28 protein-coding genes are annotated in these 26105 nt (G+C 37.8%); 9 read left to right on the top strand and 19 right to left on the bottom strand.

The window, feature by feature from the left end; all coding sequences use genetic code 11:
* Positions 1-42: 42 nt before the first annotated feature.
* From rpsN to rpsL, 18 genes are all read right to left on the bottom strand, one after another.
* Positions 43-312, bottom strand: coding sequence for a 30S ribosomal protein S14 (gene rpsN, locus ACFSQS_RS09495; RefSeq protein WP_388017643.1), 270 nt, complete (start codon positions 310-312; stop codon positions 43-45).
* A 3-nt stretch (positions 313-315) separates the two neighbouring features.
* Entirely contained in the window at positions 316-867 is a 552-nt protein-coding gene (gene rplE / locus ACFSQS_RS09490) for a 50S ribosomal protein L5 (RefSeq protein WP_388017640.1), read from the bottom strand.
* Between the two features lie 2 nt (positions 868-869).
* Positions 870-1181: a 50S ribosomal protein L24 gene (gene rplX / locus ACFSQS_RS09485; RefSeq protein ID WP_388017637.1), complete on the bottom strand. Its 312-nt coding sequence runs from the start codon at positions 1179-1181 to the stop codon at positions 870-872.
* Positions 1182-1196: 15 nt separating this feature from the next.
* The gene (gene rplN, locus ACFSQS_RS09480) at positions 1197-1565 is read right to left on the bottom strand and encodes a 50S ribosomal protein L14 (RefSeq protein WP_019386277.1); all 369 of its coding nucleotides are present in this window, start codon (positions 1563-1565) and stop codon (positions 1197-1199) included.
* A gap of 2 nt (positions 1566-1567) precedes the next feature.
* Positions 1568-1825 carry a 30S ribosomal protein S17 gene (gene rpsQ / locus ACFSQS_RS09475; RefSeq protein WP_136480162.1) on the bottom strand — a complete coding sequence of 86 codons (258 nt, stop codon included), beginning with the start codon at positions 1823-1825 and terminating at the stop codon, positions 1568-1570.
* Positions 1826-1837: 12 nt separating this feature from the next.
* Positions 1838-2029: a 50S ribosomal protein L29 gene (gene rpmC / locus ACFSQS_RS09470; RefSeq protein ID WP_388017632.1), complete on the bottom strand. Its 192-nt coding sequence runs from the start codon at positions 2027-2029 to the stop codon at positions 1838-1840.
* Positions 2030-2131: 102 nt separating this feature from the next.
* A complete protein-coding gene (gene rplP / locus ACFSQS_RS09465) occupies positions 2132-2551 on the bottom strand; it encodes a 50S ribosomal protein L16 (protein ID WP_388017629.1) in 420 nt (139 codons plus the stop codon).
* Between the two features lie 21 nt (positions 2552-2572).
* Positions 2573-3292, bottom strand: a complete 720-nt coding sequence (gene rpsC / locus ACFSQS_RS09460; RefSeq protein WP_388017626.1) for a 30S ribosomal protein S3 — start codon at positions 3290-3292, stop codon at positions 2573-2575.
* 9 nt (positions 3293-3301) lie between these two features.
* The gene (gene rplV, locus ACFSQS_RS09455) at positions 3302-3709 is read right to left on the bottom strand and encodes a 50S ribosomal protein L22 (RefSeq protein WP_388017623.1); all 408 of its coding nucleotides are present in this window, start codon (positions 3707-3709) and stop codon (positions 3302-3304) included.
* A 6-nt stretch (positions 3710-3715) separates the two neighbouring features.
* Positions 3716-3994 carry a 30S ribosomal protein S19 gene (rpsS, locus tag ACFSQS_RS09450; protein ID WP_013869040.1) on the bottom strand — a complete coding sequence of 93 codons (279 nt, stop codon included), beginning with the start codon at positions 3992-3994 and terminating at the stop codon, positions 3716-3718.
* A 3-nt stretch (positions 3995-3997) separates the two neighbouring features.
* On the bottom strand, positions 3998-4825 hold the full coding sequence (gene rplB, locus ACFSQS_RS09445) for a 50S ribosomal protein L2 (RefSeq protein WP_388017619.1): 828 nt from the start codon (positions 4823-4825) through the stop codon (positions 3998-4000).
* Positions 4826-4835: 10 nt separating this feature from the next.
* On the bottom strand, positions 4836-5126 hold the full coding sequence (rplW, locus tag ACFSQS_RS09440) for a 50S ribosomal protein L23 (protein ID WP_388017616.1): 291 nt from the start codon (positions 5124-5126) through the stop codon (positions 4836-4838).
* 5 nt (positions 5127-5131) lie between these two features.
* A complete protein-coding gene (gene rplD, locus ACFSQS_RS09435) occupies positions 5132-5761 on the bottom strand; it encodes a 50S ribosomal protein L4 (RefSeq protein ID WP_388017613.1) in 630 nt (209 codons plus the stop codon).
* Complete coding sequence (gene rplC, locus ACFSQS_RS09430) at positions 5761-6378, bottom strand: 50S ribosomal protein L3 (RefSeq protein WP_388017610.1); 618 nt, start codon at positions 6376-6378, stop codon at positions 5761-5763. Before rplC ends, rplD begins: the two co-directional genes overlap by 1 nt.
* Positions 6379-6525: 147 nt before the next feature.
* A complete protein-coding gene (rpsJ, locus tag ACFSQS_RS09425) occupies positions 6526-6831 on the bottom strand; it encodes a 30S ribosomal protein S10 (RefSeq protein ID WP_007650482.1) in 306 nt (101 codons plus the stop codon).
* A 12-nt stretch (positions 6832-6843) separates the two neighbouring features.
* Positions 6844-8970, bottom strand: coding sequence for an elongation factor G (gene fusA / locus ACFSQS_RS09420; RefSeq protein WP_388017607.1), 2127 nt, complete (start codon positions 8968-8970; stop codon positions 6844-6846).
* Positions 8971-8976: 6 nt separating this feature from the next.
* A complete protein-coding gene (gene rpsG / locus ACFSQS_RS09415; RefSeq protein ID WP_388017604.1) occupies positions 8977-9453 on the bottom strand; it encodes a 30S ribosomal protein S7 in 477 nt (158 codons plus the stop codon).
* A 23-nt stretch (positions 9454-9476) separates the two neighbouring features.
* Positions 9477-9851 carry a 30S ribosomal protein S12 gene (gene rpsL, locus ACFSQS_RS09410; RefSeq protein ID WP_019386263.1) on the bottom strand — a complete coding sequence of 125 codons (375 nt, stop codon included), beginning with the start codon at positions 9849-9851 and terminating at the stop codon, positions 9477-9479.
* A 366-nt stretch (positions 9852-10217) separates the two neighbouring features.
* On the opposite strand from rpsL, the gene ACFSQS_RS09405 reads away from it, so the two are divergent.
* The 7 genes from ACFSQS_RS09405 to rlmB all read left to right on the top strand — a co-directional run bounded on the left by ACFSQS_RS09405 (position 10218) and on the right by rlmB (position 22654).
* Positions 10218-11828: a POTRA domain-containing protein gene (locus ACFSQS_RS09405; protein WP_388017600.1), complete on the top strand. Its 1611-nt coding sequence runs from the start codon at positions 10218-10220 to the stop codon at positions 11826-11828.
* Positions 11829-11951: 123 nt separating this feature from the next.
* A complete protein-coding gene (locus ACFSQS_RS09400) occupies positions 11952-15077 on the top strand; it encodes a SusC/RagA family TonB-linked outer membrane protein (protein WP_388017597.1) in 3126 nt (1041 codons plus the stop codon).
* A gap of 10 nt (positions 15078-15087) precedes the next feature.
* Complete coding sequence (locus ACFSQS_RS09395; RefSeq protein ID WP_388018302.1) at positions 15088-16728, top strand: RagB/SusD family nutrient uptake outer membrane protein; 1641 nt, start codon at positions 15088-15090, stop codon at positions 16726-16728.
* A gap of 295 nt (positions 16729-17023) precedes the next feature.
* The gene (locus tag ACFSQS_RS09390; RefSeq protein WP_388017594.1) at positions 17024-17857 is read left to right on the top strand and encodes a carboxypeptidase-like regulatory domain-containing protein; all 834 of its coding nucleotides are present in this window, start codon (positions 17024-17026) and stop codon (positions 17855-17857) included.
* A 510-nt stretch (positions 17858-18367) separates the two neighbouring features.
* Positions 18368-20272 (top strand): hypothetical protein, encoded by a 1905-nt coding sequence (locus ACFSQS_RS09385; protein ID WP_388017591.1) that lies wholly within the window; start codon positions 18368-18370, stop codon positions 20270-20272.
* Positions 20273-20283: 11 nt separating this feature from the next.
* A complete protein-coding gene (locus ACFSQS_RS09380) occupies positions 20284-21849 on the top strand; it encodes a RagB/SusD family nutrient uptake outer membrane protein (protein WP_388017588.1) in 1566 nt (521 codons plus the stop codon).
* Between the two features lie 67 nt (positions 21850-21916).
* Complete coding sequence (rlmB, locus tag ACFSQS_RS09375; RefSeq protein ID WP_388017585.1) at positions 21917-22654, top strand: 23S rRNA (guanosine(2251)-2'-O)-methyltransferase RlmB; 738 nt, start codon at positions 21917-21919, stop codon at positions 22652-22654.
* Between the two features lie 13 nt (positions 22655-22667).
* Here the strand turns inward: rlmB and ACFSQS_RS09370 are convergent, their stop codons facing one another.
* Positions 22668-23402, bottom strand: coding sequence for a rhomboid family intramembrane serine protease (locus ACFSQS_RS09370; RefSeq protein WP_388017582.1), 735 nt, complete (start codon positions 23400-23402; stop codon positions 22668-22670).
* A 237-nt stretch (positions 23403-23639) separates the two neighbouring features.
* Here ACFSQS_RS09370 and ACFSQS_RS09365 point away from each other — a divergent pair, with 237 nt between their 5' ends.
* Together ACFSQS_RS09365 and msrA are read left to right on the top strand one after the other, a co-directional pair.
* Positions 23640-24917 carry a replication-associated recombination protein A gene (locus tag ACFSQS_RS09365; protein WP_388017579.1) on the top strand — a complete coding sequence of 426 codons (1278 nt, stop codon included), beginning with the start codon at positions 23640-23642 and terminating at the stop codon, positions 24915-24917.
* 379 nt (positions 24918-25296) lie between these two features.
* Positions 25297-25959, top strand: a complete 663-nt coding sequence (gene msrA / locus ACFSQS_RS09360; RefSeq protein ID WP_388017576.1) for a peptide-methionine (S)-S-oxide reductase MsrA — start codon at positions 25297-25299, stop codon at positions 25957-25959.
* Positions 25960-26105: the final 146 nt, after the last annotated feature.

The raw sequence follows: 26105 nt of genomic DNA, 5'->3' as shown, positions 1-26105 counted from the left end.
GTTTTCGGTGATCGAACCTTAAACCCGATTATTAAAATAATATTACCAACTTGCTTTTCTAACGCCAGGAATTAATCCTTGGTTAGCCATTTCTCTGAATGTTACACGAGAGATTCCAAAAGTTCTCATGTACCCTTTGGGTCTTCCGGTAAGTTTACAACGGTTGTGCATACGTACGGGAGAAGCGTTTTTAGGCAGCTTTTGCAATGCTTCGTAATCTCCAGCTTCTTTTAAAGCTTGACGTTTTTCGGCATATTTAGCTACTGTTTTTGCTCTTTTTACCTCACGGGCTTTCATTGATTCTTTAGCCATAACTTAGTTCTTTTTAAAAGGTAACCCTAGTTCAGTTAATAATGATTTTGCTTCTTTGTCGGTTTCTGCGGTGGTTACAAATGTAATATCCATTCCAGAAATCTTGTTCACTTTATCGATGTTGATTTCCGGGAATATAATTTGTTCGGTAATTCCTAAATTGTAATTACCTCTACCGTCAAATCCTGTAGCTTTTATTCCGCTAAAATCCCTAACACGTGGTAGTGCAGAAGTAACCAATCGATCTAAAAACTCGTACATACGCTCGCCACGTAAAGTTACTTTTGCCCCAATTGGCATACCTTTACGCAATTTAAACGATGCAACATCTTTTTTAGACAATGTTGAAATAGCTTTTTGTCCAGATATAGTTGTTAATTCTTCTACGGCGTAGTCGATTAACTTTTTGTCTGCAACGGCCGCCCCTACGCCTTTAGATATTACTATCTTGGTAAGTTTAGGAACCTGCATTACATTTTTATATCCAAATTCGTCTGTAAGAGCTGCAATTACTCTGCTTTTATACTCTTCTTTAAGTCTTGGTGAATATGCCATAACTATATTACTTCATTAGATTTTGTTGAAAATCTTACTTTTTTATCGCCTTCCATTCTGTAGCCAATTCTTGTTGTTTCCCCTTTTGAGGTTAACAAGGATAAATTGGATATATGAATAGCAGCTTCTTTCTCTACGATTCCTCCTTGAGGGTTTTGTGCGCTTGGTTTGGTGTGTTTCTTAACCATGTTTACGCCCTCAACTATCGCTTTGTTCTTTTCTATAAATACCTTTTGTACTTTGCCTTCAGATCCTTTGTGGTCTCCAGCAATTACCTTTACGGTATCTCCAGTTTTTATTTTAAGCTTTCCCATCTTGATATTTATGTATTAAAGCACTTCTGGTGCCAATGATACAATCTTCATGAATTGTTTGTCACGAAGTTCTCTAGCAACAGGACCAAAAACACGTGTACCTCTCATCTCACCGGTTGGGTTTAACAATACACAGGCGTTGTCGTCGAATCTTATATAAGATCCGTCTGGTCGTCTTACTTCTTTTTTGGTACGAACAACAACTGCAGTTGAAACGGCGCCTTTTTTAATGTTGCCATTGGGCGTTGCGTCTTTAACAGATACCACTATTTTGTCTCCTACAGATGCATATCTTCTTTTAGTGCCTCCTAAAACACGGATAGTTAAAACCTCCTTTGCTCCAGTATTGTCCGCTACTTTTAATCTTGATTCTTGTTGTACCATAATTATTTAGCTCTTTCTAGGATTTCTACTAATCTCCAACATTTGGATTTACTTAAAGGCCTTGTTTCCATGATCTTTACTGTGTCGCCAATGTTGCAATCGTTTGTTTCGTCGTGTGCTACGTACTTTTTCGTTTTCAATACGAATTTTCCATACATAGGATGCTTTACTTTTTTAACCTCAGAAACCACAATCGATTTCTGCATCTTGTTACTTGTAACAACTCCTATACGTTCTTTTCTTAAATTTCTTGTTTCCATCTTTCAGCAGAATTATTGTAATTCTCTTTTAGTTAGTTCGGTCGCAATTCTAGCTACGGTACGTCTTATGGTACGTAGTTGAATTGGATTTTCTAAAGGAGATATTGCATGGGCCAATTTTAGGTCTGAATAACTCTTTTTTGTTTCACTAAGTTTGTCTTGTAACTCAGTTACAGATAATTCTTTAATTTCTGATTGTTTCATCTGTGATTTCTGTTTTTTTTAATTTGTCAGATGTAATTCGCTTGTTTTGTTTTCCAGTTGTTCTGGTATTCAAGGCAAGCTCATTTCATAATATCAAATAAATTATGCTTCGTAATCTCTGGCGATTAAAAACTTAGTCTTAACTGGTAGTTTTTGTGCTGCCAAACGCAATGCTTCTTTTGCAACGTCTAGTGGCACTCCACCTACTTCAAATAAAACACGTCCTGGTTTTACAACGGCTACCCAATATTCTACGGCACCTTTACCTTTACCCATACGTACTTCTAGGGGCTTTTTGGTTATTGGCTTGTCTGGAAATATTTTAATCCAGAGCTGTCCTTCTCTTTTCATGTAACGTGTAGCGGCAATACGAGCTGCTTCTATTTGACGCGATGTTAAAAAATTCGAGTCTAATGCTTTTATTCCAAAAGTTCCGTTTGATAGTTGGTGGCCTCTACCCGAGTTACCCTTCATACGTCCTTTTTGTTGCTTACGAAATTTTGTTCTTTTAGGCTGTAACATTTTTCTTTGCTTTATAAAAAATTACTTTCTGCGACGAGGCCCTTTGTTGCCTCCTCTTGCGTCTCCACCTTTTCCTTGCTTTTTGGATAGTCCAACAAGCGGAGAAAGCTCTCTTTTACCGTATACTTCGCCTTTCATGATCCATACCTTAACACCCAATCTACCATAGGTAGTGTGTGCCTCAACTAAGGCATAATCGATATCGGCTCTAAAGGTTGATAAAGGAATACGTCCTTCTTTATAGTGTTCGCTACGTGCCATTTCAGCACCGTTTAAACGTCCACTAATTTGAATTTTAATACCCTCAGCATTCATTCGCATGGTAGCTGCGATAGCCATTTTGATGGCACGACGGTAAGAGATACGGTTCTCTATTTGGCGTGCAATGCTTGTTGCTACTAAAAATGCATCGAGTTCAGGTCTTTTAATTTCAAAAATATTGATCTGAACTTCTTTACCTGTAATCTTTTTAAGCTCTTCTTTTAACTTGTCTACCTCTTGCCCGCCTTTACCTATGATGATACCTGGCCTTGCAGTAGTGATAGTAACGGTTACAAGTTTTAAAGTTCTCTCGATGATTACTCTGCTTACACTAGCTTTAGATAAACGCGCGTGAACGTATTTTCTAATCTTATCGTCTTCGGCAAGTTTGTCACCATAATCGTTTCCTCCGTACCAGTTAGATTCCCATCCTCTGATAATTCCTAAGCGATTTCCGATTGGATTTGTTTTTTGTCCCATACTCTCTTATTAAGCTTGTGTGTTATTGTTGGCTCCTACCACTAATGTTACGTGGTTAGAGCGTTTTCTGATTCTGTGTGCTCGACCTTGAGGTGCCGGACGCAATCTTTTTAACATTGATCCGCCATCAACTCTAATCTCTTTTACAAATAATTCTGCTGTTTCAACATCGGCATCTTCGTTTTTGGCTTGCCAGTTAGCAATGGCCGATAATAAAAGCTTCTCTAAACGCGAAGAGGCTTCTTTATTGTTGAACTTTAAGATATTAAGTGCTTTCTCTACTTTTTCGCCTCTTACCAAATCGGCTACTAAACGCATTTTTCTTGGTGATGTAGGACAGTTATTAAGTTTAGCGAAAGCGATCTGCTTTTTTGCTTCCTTAATAGCGTCTGCCATTTGTTTTTTACGACTTCCCATAGCTTACTACTTTTTACCTTTGTTTTTGGCACCTGCATGTCCACGGAATGAACGTGTTGGTGAAAATTCTCCTAATTTATGTCCTACCATGTTCTCAGTTACATAAACTGGTACAAATTGTCGGCCATTGTGTACCGCTATGGTTTGCCCAACAAAATCTGGGGTAATCATACTGGCACGAGACCAGGTTTTAATTACCGTTTTTTTGTTAGCTTCTACATTTGCAGCTACTTTTCTTTCTAATTTATAATGAACGTAAGGTCCTTTTTTTAACGATCTTGCCATGTCTTATTTCTTTCTACGTTCTACAATATATTTGTTACTCGCTTTGTTTCTAGCACGGGTTCTGTAGCCTTTGGCCGGAATACCGTTTCTAGAACGAGGGTGTCCACCTGAAGATTTACCTTCACCACCACCCATTGGGTGATCAACCGGGTTCATTACTACTGGTCTTGTACGTGGTCTTCTTCCTAACCATCTCGTTCTACCTGCTTTTCCGCCAACCAATAATTGGTGATCTGAGTTTGATACTACGCCCACAGTAGCCATACATGTGGTTAATATGTAACGTATTTCTCCTGAAGGTAATTTAATGGTTGCGAATTTACCGTCTCTAGCGATTAATTGCGCAAAAGCCCCAGCACTTCGTGCCATTATGGCACCTTGCCCTGGACGTAATTCCACGCAGGAAACGATTGTTCCCAAAGGCATCTCGCCTAATGGCATTGCGTTTCCAATTTCTGGAGCAATACCTTCTTTACCAGAAACAACAGTTTGTCCTACCTGAAGTCCGTTTTGAGCGATAATATATCGTTTCTCGCCATCTTGATAGTTCAGTAACGCGATAAAAGCGGTTCTGTTTGGATCGTATTGTATTGAAGCTACTTCAGCAGGGATTCCTGCTTTGTCTCTTTTAAAATCGATAATACGATACTTTTTCTTATGACCTCCACCAATGTAGCGCATGGTCATTTTTCCTCGATTGTTTCTACCACCAGACCTTTTGTTCGGAACGAGCAAGCTCTTTTCCGGCTTATCAGTAGTAATGGCATCGTAACCGTTTACTACTCTAAATCGCTGTCCTGGTGTGATTGGTTTTAATTTTCTTACTGACATTAGTCTTTAATTACATGTTACTGTATAAATCAATCATTTCACCTTCCGCCAGTTGTACAATTGCCTTTTTTACAGCATTTGTTTTACCATGTTGAATACCAGTTTTTGTAAACTTGGTTTTTCGATCTGGACGGACATTTATAGTACGAACTTTTTCAACAGAAACACCATAAGCAGCTTCCACCGCTTTTTTTATTTCTACCTTGTTCGCCTTGGTATTCACTGAGAATGTATAGCAGTTTCTTAACTCGCTATTAGCTGTCGCTTTTTCTGTGATTATAGGTTTAATTAAGATATTCATGGTTTCTATTTACTTAAATTTGTTTCAATTCCTGCTAAAGCACCTTCTAACAACACCACTTGATTGGCATTTAATATCTTGTAAGTACTTAACTCTGAAGCTGTTATGACTTTTGAACGTTTTAAATTGCGCGATGACAAATATACGTTATTATTTGAGCCACCCAACACAAAGAGCGTTTTTTTGTTTTCTAGCTCTAAAGCCTTTAAAACCGCGGTAAAGTTTTTGGTCTTTACAGTGTCGAAATTAAAGTCTTCTAAAACTGTAATTGACTTTTCTCCTGCTTTGATACTTAAGGCAGATTTACGTGCTAAGCGCTTGAGGTTTTTATTAAGCTTGAAGCTGTAGTTTCTTGGTCTTGGGCCAAACATACGTCCGCCACCTTTAAAAATACCAGACTTAATACTACCTGCTCTTGCTGTACCTGTTCCTTTTTGTTTTTTAATCTTACGTGTACTCCCAGAGATTTCTGCACGCTCTTTCGATTTGTGCGTTCCCTGGCGTTGGTTTGCTAAATATTGTTTAACATCCAAATATACGGCGTGATTATTAGGCTCAATAGCGAACACATCTTTAGAAAGGTCTGCCTTTCTACCTGTGTCTTTTCCGTTTATATCTAAAACTGCTACTTTCATTATTTTCTAATAATTACATAAGCGTTTTTGTGACCGGGAACACATCCCTTTACCACAAGTAAGTTCTTTTCAGCAACTACTTTTAAAACTCTTAAATTTTGAACTTTAACTGTGTCTCCACCCATACGTCCTGCCATTTTCATGCCTTTAAAAACACGAGCAGGGTAAGATGCAGCTCCAATAGATCCAGGTGCTCTTAAACGGTTATGCTGTCCGTGGGTAGCTTGACCTACACCGCCGAAACCATGTCGTTTAACAACTCCTTGAAATCCTTTTCCTTTAGATGTTCCTGCTACATCAACGAATTCTCCTTCGTTAAAATGTTCTACAGTGATGGCATCTCCTAATTTGTACTCCTCATCAAAACCTTTAAATTCTACGATTTTTCGCTTTACAGAAGTACCCGCTTTTTTTGCATGACCTAAGTCTGCTTTTGTTGCGCTTTTTTCTGTCGCGTCATCGAAACCTAATTGCACAGCTTCATAGCCGTCAACCTCTTTAGTTCTGACTTGGGTAACGATACATGGTCCAGCTTCGATTACTGTACAGGGAATGTTCTTCCCTTTTTCATCGAAGATGCTGGTCATACCGATTTTTTTTCCAATTAACCCAGACATAATTATTTATTTAATTTATTACTAATTGTTATTAAAACTCAAGGCTGAAAATACGTTTCAGCCTTGAATTGTATTTTTACCGTTTTTCCTTCGCTCGCAGCTCAGGACATGTTCACTTCGACTTCGCTCAGCGACCGAAGTTTATTACTAAACCTTAATTTCTACTTCAACACCACTAGGCAATTCAAGCTTCATTAACGCATCAATTGTTTTAGATGACGAAGAGTAGATATCCAATAACCTCTTATAAGATGATAATTGAAATTGCTCTCTTGATTTCTTGTTTACGTGTGGTGAACGCAATACAGTGAAAATTTTCTTGTGCGTTGGCAATGGAATTGGTCCGGTTACAACAGCACCTGTGCTTTTTACTGTTTTTACAATCTTATCAGCAGATTTATCAACTAGATTATGATCGTAAGATTTTAACTTTATTCTTATTTTTTGACTCATTTTTCTTTAGATTTAAGCTTCAACACCCTTAGCTGCCTTAATAACTTCTTCTGAGATATTAGAAGGTGTTTCGGCATAGTGTGAAAATTCCATAGTTGACGTTGCTCGACCAGACGATAAGGTTCTTAATGTAGTAACATAACCGAACATTTCTGATAATGGCACGGTAGCTTTTACGGTTTTTGCACCAGCCCTGTCGCCCATATCGCTTACCTGACCTCTTCTTCGGTTTAAATCTCCTACAATATCGCCCATGTTTTCTTCAGGAGTGATTACCTCTAACTTCATGATTGGCTCCATAATTACAGCCTTAGCGGCTTTTGCAGCATTTTTAAATCCTATTTTTGCGGCTAGTTCGAAAGATAGTTGATCAGAATCCACATCGTGGTAAGATCCGTCTGTTAATGTTACTTTCATTGCATCAACTTCGTATCCTGCCAAGGGGCCATTTACCATGGCCATTTTAAATCCTTTTTCAATTGATGGTATAAATTCTTTAGGAACGTTACCTCCCTTAATTTCGGAAACAAATTCCAATCCAACTTTACCTTCTTCTGCTGGCTCTAAAGTAAATACGATGTCGGCAAATTTACCGCGTCCTCCAGATTGCTTTTTGTAAACCTCTCTGTGATCGGCGCGTTGCGTAATAGCTTCTTTGTATTCTACTTGTGGTTGACCTTGGTTTACTTCAACTTTAAACTCACGACGTAAACGATCAACGATAATGTCTAAGTGAAGCTCACCCATTCCTGAAATAATAGTCTGTCCTGAAGCCTCATCGGTTCTTGCAGTAAATGTTGGGTCTTCTTCAGCTAATTTAGCCAAAGCCATACCTAATTTATCCACATCTGCTTTGGTTTTAGGCTCAACCGCGATACCAATTACTGGATCTGGGAAGTCCATTGATTCCAAAACAATTGGATGTTTTTCATCAGACATGGTATCTCCTGTCTTGATATCTTTAAATCCTACTGCTGCTCCAATATCTCCAGCTTCGATAAAATCGATAGCATTTTGTTTGTTGGAGTGCATTTGATAAATACGGGAAATACGTTCTTTTTTCCCCGAGCGGTTGTTTAATATGTAAGAACCAGCCTCTAAACGACCTGAATAGGCTCTAAAAAATGCTAAACGTCCTACAAATGGATCTGTGGCGATTTTAAAAGCTAAAGCCGAAAATGGTTCTTTAACATCTGGCTTACGGGTTTCTTCCTCGCCTGTATCTGGGTTTGCACCCACAATATTATCTCTATCTAGAGGAGATGGTAAATAACGACATACGGCATCTAATAAAAACTGCACGCCTTTGTTTTTAAACGAAGAACCACATACCATTGGTATAATGGCCATATCCATAACAGCAGCTCGCAGCGCAGCGTGCACTTCTTCTTCTGTAATAGAATCTTCGTCTTCCATGAATTTCTCTAACAGATTTTCATCGTAACTGGCTACTTCTTCGATTAACAAAGCACGGTATTTGCGTACTTCGTCTTTCATGTCTTCTGGAATTGGCACAACATCAAAAGTCGATCCGTAATTTTCGTCGTGCCATACAATGGCTCTGTTTTTTACTAGATCTACAATACCTTTAAAGTCCAACTCATCACCAATGTTTAGCACAATTGGCACTGCGTTGGATTTTAACATATCTTTTACTTGTTGACAAACACCTAAGAAGTCTGATCCTTGGCGGTCCATTTTGTTTACAAAACCAATTCTTGGCACTTTGTAATTGTCTGCTAACCTCCAGTTAGTCTCAGATTGTGGCTCTACGCCATCTACTGCACTGAACAAGAACACCAAACCATCTAAAACGCGTAAAGAACGGTTTACTTCTACCGTAAAATCTACGTGACCCGGTGTATCGATAATGTTAAAATGGTAATCTTGAGCTTCTGCTGTTGGTTTTCCGTTTTCCATTGGGAATGTCCAATCGCAGGTTGTAGCGGCCGAAGTAATGGTAATACCTCTTTCGGCTTCTTGCTCCATCCAATCCATGGTAGATGAACCTTCGTGGGTTTCGCCCATCTTGTGGTTTACACCTGTATAAAAAAGAATACGCTCTGTTGTTGTTGTTTTACCAGCATCAATATGAGCTGCAATTCCTATATTTCTTGTAAGTTTTAAATCTCTTGCCATATCGTATTAAAATCTAAAGTGAGAGAACGCTTTGTTTGCTTCGGCCATTTTATGGGTATCGACTCTTTTCTTAACAGCGGCACCTTCTTCTTTGGCGGCTGCCAAGATCTCTGAAGCCAATCTGTTGGCCATTGATTTTTCGTTTCTTTTGCGTGCATAGCCAATAAGCCATTTCATTGCTGTAGAAACCTTACGATCTGGACGAATTTGCATTGGTATCTGGAATGTTGCACCACCAACACGACGGCTACGCACTTCTACGTGGGGCATCACATTAGACAGGGCATCTTTCCAAATCTCTAAAGCTGTTTTTTCCTCTTCGGTTTTTTTTGAGTCCACAATATCTATTGCATCGTAGAATACTTTAAAAGCTACCGATTTCTTTCCATCCCACATCATCATATTAACGAAACGCGTTACTAGCTGGTCGTTAAATCGTGGATCTGGTAAAAGCGGTCTCTTTTTTGCTGCTCTTTTTCTCATGTCTTCTTCTTAAAGTTTTTTAATTACTTTTTAGGGCGTTTTGCACCATACTTAGATCTACGTTGCGTTCTGCCGGAAACACCTGCTGTGTCTAAAGCACCACGAACAATGTGGTATCTAACTCCTGGTAAATCTTTTACCCTTCCACCTCTAACCAATACTATCGAGTGCTCTTGCAGATTGTGCCCTTCACCGCCAATGTATGCGTTAACCTCGTTACCGTTTGTTAAACGAACCCTTGCTACCTTACGCATTGCTGAGTTAGGTTTTTTTGGAGTTGTTGTGTAAACACGAGTACACACACCACGTCTTTGCGGACAAGAATCTAAAGCAGCCGATTTACTCTTCTTGGTTATTTTGGCTCTTCCTTTTCTTACTAATTGCGAAATTGTTGGCATATATATTTAATATAAATTTTATTATCCTCTTTTAAGAGGGGTGCAAATGTAAAAATTAAAATTTATAATTCAAACCCTAATTCATTAATTTTTAAGAGTTTTCAAAAATTATGCTCCATGCTGTATTAAATGCGTAGATTTTCCGTTAGATTTACACTATAGAGTTAAAAGCTGGAAGCTATAAGACCGAGGCCTATAACTACTCGTTAAATGAAGTTAGCAGTAATCAGTTTACAGTTTGCATTCTTTACAAAAAACCACCCTTTTAGAATTTAATTCATCATTGTGCAAAAAACTACTTTTTTAATCCTTGTTATATATATAATTTTTTCTTCGGAAGGATTTTGCCAAAATTTAAGTTTAAGAATGCTTGGTAAAACCGAACTTGAGACTAAAGTAATTGATTCTTTAAATTATTTGAAAACCCATAACGATTACACTTCTATTATCTTGGAAGTGGAGTCCATTCAAAACATCCTTTTTAAAATGGGGTACATTGAAAATAAACTGAAGGGCATAAACAAAAATAACGATTCGGTTTTCACGGCCAAATTCCATCTTAAAAAAAAATACAACAACATATATATATATTATAATAGTTCGGTTATTGATGCTTCTGTTTTAAAAATGGTTTCGGATAAGGTTTTTGATGATTATTTTGTCCTTCCGCTTAACGCCATAGAAAATAGTTTGGTTTTTATCAACCAGAAAGCTTCAGAACAAGGCAACCCGTTTTCAAAATTAAAATTAGCAAATATCCGAACGGATAAAACCAATTTAAAAGCTGACTTGATGATTGATTCAAAAGAACAAAAAAGAACTATTGACCATATTGTTATTAAAGGCTACGTGAAATTCCCGAAATCGTACCTTAAACATTATTTAAAAATTAAACCCGGGCAAACCTTCAACTTAAACCGTATTAAGCAAAAAACGGATATGCTCAACGATTTAAAGTTTGCAAATCAGATAAAAGCGCCAGAGGTTCTGTTTTCGAAAGATTCGACCACACTTTATATTTACGCTGAAAAGACAAAAAGCAATGCGTTTGATGGGTTTTTGGGATTTGGCACCAACGAAAACAACAACAAATTGGAGTTTGACGGGTATTTAAATTTACAACTTACCAACAACTTGAACTTTGGCGAATCGTTTAGTTTGCTTTATAAGAGCGACGAAAACGACCAAAAAACCTTTAGAACCGATTTAAGCCTGCCTTATTTGCTAAAATCTCCAATTGGGGTAGATTTAAGTTTACAGATTTTTAAAAAGGACTCTACGTTTACTACCGTAAACCAATCTGCTAAACTGCACTATCAAATAAACCCGAAACATAAAGTTTTTGTTGGCGTTAGGGCCACGACTTCCAATAATTTATTGTCTGCAAATAATTTTCAGAACATTACGGATTACGATTCTAATTTTTACACGCTTGCTTATCGATTTCTAAAACGGCAAAACACTAATTTATTATTCCCCATAAAAACAGACCTATATATTGAGACGGGATTTGGCCACAGAGAAGCAACAAATACCAAACAAAAGCAATCGCAATATACCATTGATGCATTTTCAATTTTTAACCTTAACGGCAAAAACAGTTTTTATTTTAGGGTTAATGGCTCTAATTTAAAGTCCGACACGTTTTTTGAAAACGAACTATTCCGTTTTGGCGGGATAAACTCGATTCGCGGTTTTGAGGAAAACAGCTTGCTTGCATCGCTTTTTGGCGTTTTAAATACAGAATACAGATACCAACTTAACAACGCCATATTTATTCACAGCATAACGGATTTGGCGTATTTTGAAAACAAACTGACAAATAACAAAGAAAAACTCCTGGGTTACGGCTTTGGCTTTGGCATTTTAACAAAAGCCGGCCTCTTTAAGTTTAATTATGCCAATGGCAAAACTGAAAATGAGACTTTTAAATTTTCAAATTCTAAAATACACCTGAGCTTAATAGCTGATTTTTAACAAACCTTTATTCAATGATTTTTTTATTTTTTCCTGTAAAAATCAAATTTTCACAAATATTTATTGTTTTATTAACTTTTTATTAAGATTTTTGGCATTGACTAATTCAAATAATTATTAAAAATGAAAACAAAGTTTAGTGGAATTCTAACGCTGTTATTGGCGTTTATGGTGCAGTTAACTTTTGCGCAAGAAAAAACAATTACTGGTGAGGTATTTGACTCTTCGGGGCTACCGCTTCCTGGTGCTACAATCCTTATTAAAGGCAGTACCACCGGAACATCAACTGATTTCGATGGAAAATATTCAATTAAGGCTAACCAAGGATCAACCTTGGTGTTTAGTTTTATTGGATATGTTAAAAGAGAAGTGTTAGTAGGAACTTCAAACACAATAAATGTTACCATGCAAGAAGATAGTGCTACACTTGACGAGGTAATAGTTGTTGCTTATGGTACGAGCACCAAAGAAGCCTTTACAGGTTCAGCAAGTGTTATTAATTCCGAACAACTATTAACTAGAAACGTAACTTCACCAATTGCAGCTATTGAAGGTAGATCTACTGGTGTACAATTTACCTCTACAAATGGACAACCAGGGTCTTCTCCAAACATCGTAATTCGGGGTGTTGGTACTCTTAACGGTGATACCGACCCTTTGTTTATAGTTGATGGTATTCAATACGAAGGTGCTCTAAACACCATAAATCAGGAAGATATCGAGTCTTTTACCATACTTAAGGATGCGGCCTCTACCTCCCTATATGGATCTAGGGCAGCTAATGGTGTAGTTATAATCACAACAAAAACTGGAACAAAAGGCGCGATCAAGGTAAATGCCTCTACTCAATCAGGTTTTGTATATAGAGGTATTCCAAATTACGATATGCTGTCTCCAGGTCAATATTATGAAACCATGTGGGAAGCATTAAGAAACACGTCTGCTGCAGGAGGTGATCCAGCATTTGCTTCTGCTAATATTTACAATCAATTAGGCTATAATCCGTTTAATGTGCCTAATAACCAAATTGTTGGCGTTAATGGTAAATTAAATCCAAATGCTCAGGCAGTTTATCAGACATTAGATTGGTTTGATTTTATGGAACAAACTGGTTTAAGACAAAATTATAACGTGAATATATCTGGAGGTGGCGATAACCATAGAGTATTCTTTTCTGCTTCTTACCTAGACGAAGAAGGTTATGTTGTTACTTCCGATTTTAACCGTTTAACAACACGTTTAAACGCAGATTTTGATGTGAGTGAAAGCATTAAGATTGGTGGTAGTGCCAATATTACGCTAACAGAAGCCAGAGGACCTAGTTCTGCCGGTACTGGAAGCATTGTTAACCCTTTTGGTTTTGCTCAAGCAATAGGACCAATTTATCCTGTATATATTAACGATCAACAAGGAAATCTTGTACGAGATGCTTTTGGAAGCCCAATATTTGACAATGGTGAAGGGTATCCTGAATATAACATTGGTACTAGACCTCGTAATCAAGGACGCCACGCTCTACAAGAACTTCTTCTTAACAAAGAAAGCGATTTAGACAATACCTATGGATTTAGATTCTACACCGATGTAAAAATTTTAGAAGGCCTTAATGTAAGAGTGACTTATGGAAGAGATATTAATGAAGGTCTAGAAAAAGAGTATGAGAATGCTATAATTGGCGACGCTCAACCTGATGGCAGATTTAGCGAAACCCGATTTAGAAGACAGGTTGAAAACTTCAACCAAATATTGACTTACAATAATAGCTTTGGCAATCATAACTTAGACCTTACATTAGGGCATGAAAGTTTTGATAGAAATTACTCAGATTTCGACGCTTTAGGCACCATCGAGACTGTACCTGGCCTAGAAGTATTTGACAATTTCTCTAACCCAGTTTCTCTAGGCGGTGTAATAACAGATAAACGTATAGAAAGTTATTTCTCTAGATTAAATTATAATTTCAATAGCAAATATTACTTAAGCGCATCCGTTAGACGAGACGGCACGTCTGTATTTAGTTCAGATTCCAGGTGGGGTACATTTTACTCTGTTGGTGCTTCTTGGAATATACATAACGAGAATTTTATGGAAAATGTATCCTTCATAGACCGTTTAAAACTAAGAGGTTCTTGGGGTGAAGTTGGAAATGATGATTTAGGAGATTTCTATCTATACCAAGCAAGGTTTGGAATAAATTCAAACGCAACTGCTCCAGCATATGTTTTGTCGGACCTAGGCAATGACCTATTAGTTTGGGAGACCATTGAAAATTTTGATGTAGCTTTGGAATTTGGCTTATTTAACAATTTATTTGAAGGCTCAATAGAATATTACAAAAGAAACTCAACAGACCTATTGTATGATTTGCCAATAGCTCCTAGTGTCGGTATCAATGTTCAACCAAATAACATAGGTGACATGTTTAATTCAGGATGGGAGTTTAGTTTAACAACACATGCTGTAAATAAAAATGATTTTAAATGGGATATTATATTGCAGGCTTCCACGCTTAATAATGAAATCACTTTCATCCCTGAGCCATTTATAAATGGTTCAAAGCGTTGGGCAGAAGGTCGTTCTCGTTTTGATTTCTTTTTGTACAAAACCGCCGGTGTTGATCCCGACACGGGTGACCAACTATACTTTGTTTACGAAAATGATGACAACGGAGAAAGTGTACCTGTTTTAGATACTAATGGAAACCATGAAACAACTAATGACTGGGGGGATACTCAACGTGCTTATACAGGAGACTCCTCTATACCGGACCTACTAGGTTCTGTAGCAAACAGTATTAGCTACAAAGGCTTTTCTTTAGACTTTTTAATTACTTATGGTATTGGAGGTACTATTTTGGATAATGGGTATGCCGGTATGATGGTAAGTAGCAGTTATGGTCGTTCCCAACACCCAGATATCCTAAATGCTTGGAGACAACCAGGAGATATTACAAGTGTACCAAGACTTGAAATAGGAGATCAAACTTTAGTTCAAACGCAATCTGATAGATTCTTAACAGATGCTTCATTTTGGTCAATAAGAAACGTTAGCCTTGGTTATTCATTTGATAAAAATGTTACCGATTTACTTGGTGTTGATAACTTAAGAGTTTCGTTAACTGGAGAGAATTTATATTTAAAAAGCAAAAGAAAAGGGCTTGATCCACAATATAACTTAGCTGGCACACCAGCAGGTAATGATTTTAACCCGGCCAAAATCTTTTCTTTTGGTCTTAATGTTGGATTTTAAAAAAAAAATTATGTTAAATAAAATAAAAACTTTGTCACTAGCACTAGTCATTTTTGCTATGACATCTTGTCAAGAAGATTTTTTAGAAACAGTTCCCACAGACTCCGTTACGCCGGCTGTAGCTTTAACAGACGAAGCTAGCATGCAAAATGTTCTTAATGGAATTCACCGTGGGTTATATTCTCAATCGCAAACTGTTTTACCAGGTGGAGACACAGCAAGAGCTGGTGACCATTTTTGGGTTCCTATGGGCGATAATATCTCTGGTGGTTTAATCCACTCAGCAGATGCTAATAATTTAGGTTGGAGAAATACCATGCAATGGAATGACCATACACTAGAAACCTCATTAACAAACGAGATATTATGGTATCATAGATATAATATTATCCTTCATGCTAATTTGATCATAGATAGAATAAATCAAGGTGATTTGACAGAAACACCTGCTTTACGTGCTATTAAAGGGCAAGCTCTCACTTACAGAGCTTTTGCATTACTTTCATTGGTTCAACACTACAGCAAAGGGTACTTAATAGGTAACCCTTCTACAGATCCGGGTGTACCAGTGATTTTAGAACCTCAAACAACTGGCCCAAGAGGTACGGTTCAACAAGTATATGACCAGATAGGTGTAGATTTAAATGCAGCTATCGCTGCTTTCCAAAATGCAGCATCTAGGCCAAATGGCGGCCCTGAGACCAAATCTCAATTAAACATCAATGTTGCCCAAGGCCTTAAAGCACGTTGGGCATTATCCATGGGCGATTGGCAAACAGCAGCAACTGCGGCTGTTGCTGCACGTCAAGGTTTCCCAATTATGAGTGAAGCCGATTGGAAATCTGGATTTAATACTAACGATTTGCCTGAGGTAATCTGGGGAAGCAATGTCATTTCTACAGAAACCACATTCTTCCGTTCATACTTTTATCTAGCTAGCAACACATTTAATGGTAGCCAAATAAGAAATAATACAAAAATTGCTGATAAACGTTTGGTTGATGCTATACCTGATACTGACTACAGAAAAGATGTTTTTTTACCAGACGCCCCTAATTCAAACTCTTCGGCGGCGAATGGACAAGGTGGCTGGTCTAATAACACAAACCCATTATACACTACTGAAGCTGAATTTGATGCAGCTATAGCTAGCATTAAGGCTGAGTATGGCTTGGTCTCTGGCCATAATACACATCCTTACATGCATCTAAAACTTAGACAGAAAAACCCCGGAACCATAGACCCTGATGATATTATTTATATGCGTTCTTCTGAAATGTATTTAATCGAAGCCGAAGCTAAAGCTATGATGAATGATGTCTCTGGTGCTCAATCTGCTTTACAAGCATTGGGTGGTGCTCGCGATACCGCTTTTGATGCTACTGCTTTTGGTACACAAACAGCATTAATAGATCAAATTAAGTTTCAACGAAAAGTTGAATTATGGGGAGAAGGATTTGGATATACCGATAAAATACGTTGGGATGAAGGCATAGACCATGGAGCAAATGGCGGTTCTGGTGCCGCCGCAGTACTTTATCAAGATGCCTTTGTTGTTGAAAAGCCATCTATTAATGACGATTGGATTTTTAAAATTCCTCAAGCTGAAATTAATGCAAATCCAAACATCACACCATCAGATCAAAATTAGATATAGAACTAAATTTTTGTAAACTATATTCTAAGAGGCTATCTAAAAAAGATAGCCTCTTTCTTTTTTATACCGGCCACTTTAAATTTAATTAGTCCAATGTCAAAACTGAAAAATCTGACTTTTATATTTTCAAATTCTAAAATACACCTGAGCTTAATAGCTGATTTATAAACGGTTTAAATTATCATTTTCACATATTTATGCGTTAAAAATTAAATTTTAACCATTAATAATTGTTTTATTAACATTTTATTATGATTTTTGGTACTGACTAATTCAAATAAATCATAAAATGAAAACAAAGTTTAGTGGAATTCTAACGCTATTACTAGCGTTAGTTGTGCAACTCTCGTTTGCACAGGAAAAAACTATTTCAGGAACAGTATCCGATAAATCGGGCTTACCCTTACCAGGGACAACTGTCTTAGTAAAAGGTACAACACTAGGTACATCAACAGATTTTGATGGCAACTACTCAATTCAAGCTAATTCTGGAGCAACTCTAGTTTTTAGTTTTGTTGGGTACAAAGCCAAAGAAGTTACTGTAGGCGCATCAAATGTTATAAATGTAACTCTAGAGGAAGATGCCGAATCTCTAGAAGAGGTTGTTATTACCGGTAGTGCTTCTGGAAAATCTATTAAAGAACTAAGTTTTGCTTTAGGCCAAGTAAACAACGAGCTTCTGGATAACGTTCCCGCAGCATCAGCTGGTCAAGCACTTCAAGGTAAAATTTCGGGGCTTTCTGTTTCTCCTTCTGGAGGACAACCAGGTAGTGATGTTAACATCCAATTAAGAACAGCAAATTCTATAGCAACTGGCCAAAACCCGTTAATTATTTTAGATGGAGTAATCCTAGAAGGCGGACTAGCAGATATTAACACAGAAGATATTGACCGTATTGAAGTGGCTAAAGGTGCAGCTGGTGCTTCCTTATATGGATCTAGAGCAGCAAATGGTGTGATCCAAATATTTTCTAAACGCGGTAAATATAGCGATAAAGTTAATGTTCGGCGGCATTTAGCCCTATCGGGCACATACCGCCGAACGTCCCGCGCAGCTGCGCTGCCTGCACTACGGCGTGAAAACGCCGCAGAACAGGCAGCTATACGCCATTTTGCAAAGTGAAAACGTTTCACTACTTTTCACTTTGCAAAACAGCGCATAGCTGCGCGGGACGTTACCTATAGATCTGAAGTTGGTTGGAGAAATGTGAATGCTAAATACGACTTAGCCACAACACATAAATTCTTAATGCTTCCTGATGGTTCTAACTTTGATTTATCGACAGGTTCAAGACAACTTGACCCTGACGGGTTTGCTGATAATCCATACCCAACAAGTAACACCTTATTTGATAACCAAGATAGAGTCTTTAGAACTGGTCAATTCAATTCGCATTTCGCCTCTGTTAATGGAGGAACAGAAAATACCAGATACCTATTCTCTTATTCAAGACTTTCTGATGAAGGAATTTTTAAAGAGGTTGATGATTATAGAAGAGACAACTTCAGGTTAAACTTAGATACTAAAATATCTGAAAAACTAAACCTTAAAACGTCGCTTTTTTATGGCAATTCAAGAAGAGATGCCGCAATTAACTCAGGTTCCACAGCCAATGTCCTTTTCTCTGCATTAATGACAGAGCCAATACATGACATGTTAGCCCCTAATGAAGAAGATGGCTCGCCTTACAATTATGATTTTGACACTATTGATGGCAATAACAGAAACCCACTTTATAGTTTGGCTAATAATGACAGAGAAGAAAGAAGAAATAGAGTCTTGGGCAATGTGGCTCTAGATTATAAAGTTATGCCATGGCTAACTTTAAACGGCTCATATTCCTATGACTATGAAAATAACACCTTTGAAAACTATATACCAAAAGGTTTTTTATCTGACAATCCTGATGGACAAGCTAAAGACATAGGATTTATTCAAAGATCCAATTTCAACGGGCGTGCCCAAAATATAAGGTTTAATGCATTATTCTCTGAAACTTTTGGTGTTGATGACGCTTTTAATTTTAACTTCAGATTAAGTTACTTAAATGAAAGATATAAAAGTGCTTTTAACAATGCAGAAGGCTACAATTTAGCAGTAGGCGGTATTCGTTCGTTAGACAACATAAAAGATAGACCTGCACTCGCTTCTGAATCTCAAACTATAATATCCGATAGTTATTTTGCAATTGCAGATTTTGATTACAAAGGGAAATATATTTTTAGTGGAGTTGTAAGACGAGAAGGATCTTCTTTATTTGGTCCAGACACCAGATGGGCTAATTATTTTAGAGCTAGTTTAGCTTACAGATTAACAGAAGATCTTGAAATCCCTGGTGTTCAAGAACTTAAACTAAGAGCGTCTTACGGTACAGCTGGTATTAGGCCATCCTACGAAATGCGTTTTGAAACATTCACATTAAGAAACGGTGCAGCTACCAAATCCACTATAGGCAATAATGAATTAAAACCTGCAAAAACAGGCGAGTTGGAATTAGGTCTTAATATAGATTTCTTAGATCGTTTCAGTTTTGAATTTAACTATGTTAAAGCAGTAACAGACGATCAAATTCTTAGAGTTCCATTATCGGCCGCTACAGGATTTGGTGCTCAGTGGAGAAATGCTGGAGAAATAGAAGGTACAACTCTTGAAGCTTCTTTAAACTATGATATTATTAAAAATGAGAACTTTTCTTGGAATATGGGAATCGTTTGGGACAAGTCTGAACAAAAAATCACACGTCTAGATGTGCCATCTTACCTCACGGGACCAGGAACGCAGAACACCACGTTCTTTAGAGTAGAAGAAGGTCAAAACTTTGGTATTATGTATGGTTCAGATTTTATTAGATCTTTATCAGATTTACCTTCGGGCCTAGACCCTAATAATTACCTTGTAAATGGAGAAGGCTATGTGGTAGATGCGGCAACCGGCTCTACCCCAGTAGCAAGAGTTGATGATGAAGGTAATGCATTTTTCGTAATTGGTGATATTACTCCAGATTTTAGAGCAGCCATAAATACAACTTTAAAATATAAAAATTTCTCATTTTATACTCTGTTTGATTGGAAACAAGGCGGTGATATTTATAATAGAACCAATCAATGGTTATATCGTGATACAAGACATGCAGTTTCTGCAAATTCTCAAGTTCCAGCTAGTTTCTATGCAGGGCTTTATAATACCGGTAATCCAAGTTCTGGATTTGTAGAAGATGGTTCGTTTGTAAAACTAAGAGAACTTTCTCTTTATTACACGCTTGATGGTGAAAATATGGGTAACATCGGTAACTTTATAGAAAGTATGAGAATAGGATTCATAGGAAGAAACCTTATTACTTGGTCCGATTATACTGGTTTCGATCCTGAAATCACAAATCAAGCTGAAGCAAGTCGATCAGACTTAACAAGTAGAGATACTAATGGTCTTGGTAACGATGTAAATACACCAGGTGGTGACCCCAACGTATTTAAGGTAGATAACTTCCCTTATCCTACTACCAAATCGTATAGCTTTTCTGTACAATTAAACTTTTAAAAAAAAACAAAATGAAAATATTAAAATTTAATTATATCTTATACATGAGTTTTATACTCATGTTTATATCATGCGCTGATGAAATGGATGCCGTTAAAAACCTTAACAATCCAGATACAAAGCTGGTACTTGCTGTCGGTTCTGATTTAAATGCCGTTGTAGGTGGGGGCTATACTACCTGGTGGCAAGCCAATAATAGAGACACCTATGCTGCCTTAGCAGTTGCCGCTGATCACGGAACTGCTTCTTGGGGTAACTATGGGATGAGATCTTTATCATGGGAACCAAGAAACCCAATACTTAACGCAGCTTCTTGGGCAGATGCCAATGTTTTAACGCAACCATGGCAAGGTAATTACGCAGCAATATCGTCTGCAAATGATGTTTTAGGAGCCATAAATAACGACGGTATTGAATGGATAGAAGCCGGTACAGACAAAACGCCTCAGGTTAAGGCTTCTGCACATTTTTTAAGAGGTCTAGGCTATGGTTATTTGGGGTTACTTTTTGAAAAAGGCTTTATTGTTGATGAAAATACAGATCTTTCACAAAAATTGCCATTTGTTCCTTATAATGAATTAATTGCACAAGCCATAGCAGATTTGGATGCTTGCATAGCTTTGGCTTCAAGTAACGATTTCACAATAACCGACAACTTTATAAATGGAGTTATGCCTACAAGCGCCGATTTAATAAAGCTAAGCAATTCATTTAAAGCCAGGTTCATTGTACAATCGTCCAGAAATCTTGATGAAACTAATGCCATTGACTGGAACACAATTAAAACCCTTACCCAAAATGGTATAACAGAAGATTTTGGACCAACAGGAGACAATGGAGTCATTTGGTGGAGCAATGTTTTTGTGTTCAGCGAATCACCAAATGGTTTTGGAACTTTTGGAGGGCGATTGGACATGAGAGTTGTTAATTTGCTGGACCCTAGTCAACCAGAATTCTATCCAGCAACCGCTGGTTCTGTCTTAGCTAACCCAGAAATGACCACGCCTGATGCTAGAGTTGGAATTGGTAAAGATTTTGAATTTAGACCAGATATTAAATTCTTCCCTGCTAGAGGTCAGTTTCATTTTTCTCATTATATAAGTATGCGTTATGCAAATGACGACAACTTTTCAGATGGTGCAGATTCTAAGCAACTAAAATCGTTTATGCTTGAAGACAATAGATTGTTATTAGCTGAAGCACAAGCTAGACTAGACGAACTTGGTAATGCCGTTATAACTGTAAATGAAAGTTCTAGAGTAACCAGAGGTAATTTACCTCCTCTTGCAAGTAGTGCTTCTAAAACAGAAATAATGGATGCCATTTTTTATGAGCGTTATGTAGAACTATTCAATTCAGCTTGCGGATCTGGTTTCTTTGACAGAAGAAGAACCAATCAATTGCAAGTTGGTACTTTCAGACACTTTCCAGTACCTGCTACAGAATTACAGGTACTTGAAGAAGAATTATATACTTTTGGCGGTGTAACTGTAGATCCAACAGGTGTTGTACCACATTATGATATTAGTACCGCTCCCGCAAGGAGTGACGACACAAACATCCCTACTTTTAATTAAAAATGAAATAATGTATTAGTTAAAAACCATCCTAGTTTTAGGATGGTTTTTTTATACCTTTGCCCCAATGGAAAACCAAACACAAATATTCGGAATAAGAGCTATAATAGAGGCTGTAAATGCCAATGAGACCATTGATAAAGTCTTTTTGCAAAAAGGTTTAAAAGGCGAATTATTTAGCGAACTGGACTCTTTGTTAAACAGAAAATCGATTAACAAATCTTATGTGCCCGTAGAGAAGCTTAATCGCTTAACAAAAAACAACCACCAAGGTGCCGTGGCGCAAATTTCTCCAATTGGGTTCCACGATATGGAAACGTTGGTTTTAAACGTCATGGAATCTTGCAAAACACCATTATTTTTACTTTTGGACCAAATTAGCGATGTTCGTAATTTTGGCGCTATCATACGTACCGCAGAATGTACTGGTGTTGATGGGATTATTATTCAAAAAAAAGGGGGCGCACCTGTAAACGGAGATACTATTAAAACAAGTGCTGGAGCTGTTTTTAAAGTCCCGATTTGTAAAGTAGATCACATTAAAGATGCCGTATTTTACATGCAAGCTTCGGGTATAAAAGTGATTGCCGCCACCGAAAAAACCAACGATACGCTATACGATGTATCTTTCACAGAACCCTGTGCGATTATAATGGGATCGGAAGGCAGAGGCATAAACCCTTCTACTTTAAAGGTGGTTGATGCAAAAGCTAAACTACCCATTTTAGGCGATATTGAGTCGTTAAACGTATCGGTGGCTTGCGGTGCTTTTTTATACGAAGCTGTGAGGCAACGGATACATTAGACAGCCGCAGTTTTCAGTGGTTTTCTGAATGCTTTTTGTAGGTATAATTTATGGTGGGCTGCTCCTGCTCTTCTTCCGGCTCTTGTGGGGTTTCAATAAAATTTCCATCGGCATCAAAATGTTTTAAAAACGGATCGTCGGCTTCATTAAAATCGTCGCGTTCCCAAGCATATTTTTTGGGCTTTGCAATTTCTTTTCTAAAAAACAATGCAAATATCAAACCTGTTACCAAACCCGATAAATGCCCTTCCCACGAAATGCCTTCCTCAACAGGTGCCGCGTACCAAATCATGCTTCCGTAAAGAAATACAACCCCGAGCGATAGTGCAATGAGTCTGTAATGTTTGGCAAATACACCTTTAAAGAAGGTAAAACTTACCAGTACGTAAATAAGCCCGCTGGCACCAATATGGTACGACGGCCTGCCAATGCACCAAGTTAGGAAGCCAGAAATTAGAATACCGAAGAACAACACTTTCCAAGCTATTGGCCGGTAGAAATAAAATAAGGCTGTTGACAATACAAACAACGGAACGGTATTGTGGTAAATATGCTGGATATCGCCGTGAATAAACGGACTAAAAACAACACCGCGCAACCCTTTTAAAGTTTGTGGATAAACGCCGTATTTAATAAAGTTAACACCAAAACGCACCTCGAACCAAAATACCAACCATATAATTAGCACGAATACTACCGGATAGGCAATAACACCTGTTGAGAATTTAAAATGTTCTTTAGTGTCCATGGCTCTAAATATAGCAAATAGTTAACCACGATTTATTGAGGTGCTAAAATGGCAGATATGCCCGCGTGAGGGATTGAGGCATTTGTTGAAGCTCCCCGACGCAGGAGGGAGCGACTGCCGAAAGCCCGACCCCATTGGTCGCTGAGCGGAGTCGAAGTGCGGGGGGCACGCCCTAAAAACAAAATTTATTAGTGTAGAGATTCCTTTTTGCAAAGGAATTGTTTTAATTTTACAGTTATGAATGAGCCTTTAGCCGAACGTTTACGACCGAAAACCTTGGATGATTATGTGAGCCAAACGCATTTGGTGGGCAAAAACGGTGCGTTAACGCAACATATTAAGCAGGGTTTGATACCGTCGATGATTTTTTGGGGCCCACCAGGAACCGGAAAAACCACTTTGGCCAACATTATTGCGACCGAATCTGGCCGACCGTTTTATACGCTTAGCGCTATAAATTCGGGGGTTAAGGATATTCGTGATGTAATTGATAAAGCGAAACAAAGTGGTGGTTTGTTTACCACGAAAAACCCTATTTTGTTTATTGACGAAATTCATAGGTTTAGTAAATCGCAGCAAGATTCGTTGCTGCAAGCGGTTGAAAAAGGATGGATTACCTTAATTGGCGCGACTACCGAAAACCCGAGTTTTGAGGTGATTTCAGCACTTTTATCGCGTTGCCAAGTGTATATTTTAAAGGCTTTTGATAAAAATGATTTGGAAACGCTTTTAAAGCGCGCGATTGAAAAAGACGGGTTGATTTCTAAAAAAACCATTGATTTAAAGGAAACCAACGCGCTTTTAAAATTCTCTGGCGGAGATGCCCGGAAACTGCTTAATATTTTTGAGCTTATTGTAAATTCGTACGACTCGGACACGGTTACCATTACCGATGAGGACGTTTTAAAGAAGATACAAAACAACACCGTGCGCTACGATAAAACAGGTGAGCAGCATTACGATATTATTTCGGCATTTATAAAATCCATTCGTGGCAGCGACCCCAATGCGGCGGTATATTGGCTCGCTCGCATGGTCGAGGGCGGCGAAGATGTTAAGTTTATTGCGCGCCGTTTGCTTATTTTGGCCAGTGAAGATATTGGCAACGCCAACCCAACGGCCTTGGTGATTGCCAACAACACATTTCAGGCGGTAGCCACTATTGGTTACCCCGAATCTAGAATTATTTTAAGCCAGTGCGCTACGTATTTGGCTTGTTCTCCAAAAAGCAATGCTGCTTACAAAGCCATTGGCAACGCCCAACAATTGGTAAAGCAAACCGGCGATTTAAGTGTGCCGTTGGAGGTTAGAAATGCACCCACAAAACTGATGAAAGAACTCGGTTATGGCGATAATTACAAATATGCGCACAATTACGAGGCTAACTTTGCCAATCAAGAATTTATGCCGGACGAGATAAAAAACACCAAGCTTTACGACCCTGGAAATAACGCCCGGGAAAACGCGCACAGAGAGTTTTTAAAACAGCACTGGAAAGACAAATATGGATATTGAATTAGTCAACAGTTTTCAGTCGCAATTTTCAACAAAATAGTTATTGGGCGTTGCCCCGTAAAGGAGTCGGGCTTGTAGTTTATCCTGAGCGCGGTCGAAGAGCTATCTCTTTTAAAGGTATTCCTATATTTGTAAAAGGATGTGTTTAGCCCTGAGTTTGTCGAAAGGCATCAATCTCTAACGCAGGTTTATCTGTTATAAACAGCAATTAATTTAAAGGTTTATATTTTTCGCCAATACAAAATACAGCTTTGAATAATTTTGATATTATTACTATTAAACAGTAAAATCACCAATAAACTTTAAAGAAATTTTCACACATTACATTTTAAGGTTTTATAAATTTAAACGTCTATTAAAAAGAAAAAGCATTCAATTTATGAAACCTATAATCCCATTATTGGCTATTACATTACTTTTAAGTTGCCAAAATACAGCGCAAGTTAACAAAAAACAACAAGCCGTTATAACCGCAGAACCCGTTGAAGTACCCCTTAAAAACGGAATGGCACGTGCTTATTTTGCCAGCGGTTGCTTTTGGTGCGTAGAGGCCATTTTCGAAAGCGTTAAAGGTGTTGAAGAATCTATTTCTGGCTATGCGGGCGGGCACACAGAAAACCCCACGTACGAGTCCAGTAACACGGGTAAGACAGGGCATGCCGAAGCGGTTGAAATTATTTATAACCCAAAAATTGTAAGCTTTAAAACATTGGTTGATGTATATTTTGCTTCGCAGAACGTTACGCAGTTAAACGGGCAAGGCCCAGACCATGGCTCGCAGTACCGCTCTATTATTTTTTACCAAAACAAGACCCAAAAAGAGATTATTTTAAACAAAAAGAAGGCTTTAGCAAAACAATTAAATACCAAAATCGCCGCCGAAGTTTACCCTTTTCAAAAATTTTGGGTTGCCGAAAGTTACCATCAAAATTATGAACGGCTAAACCCAAACCATCCTTATATTAAAAATGTATCTATTCCAAGGTTAAATAAGTTTAAAGCTAAATTCCCTAAAGCGCTACTAAAAGATAAAAGCCATTAAATAGAGGCTTTGTTTTTTTTAAAAAAAGTGACTTCAATACAGTTTTGGGGTCTAAAAAAAAGATATAAAAATTATTTTTGCTTTTTTTGTAACATTTTTTGAAGATTCTACGTATAACCAAAGAGCAGGAATTAAGAACCCCCTAA

This window comes from Gelatiniphilus marinus (genome assembly GCF_042684345.1).
Lineage (GTDB): Bacteria > Bacteroidota > Bacteroidia > Flavobacteriales > Flavobacteriaceae > Gelatiniphilus > Gelatiniphilus marinus.
The sequence above is the reverse complement of the archived record's forward strand: the minus strand, read 5'-3'. Positions and strand labels throughout refer to the sequence as shown.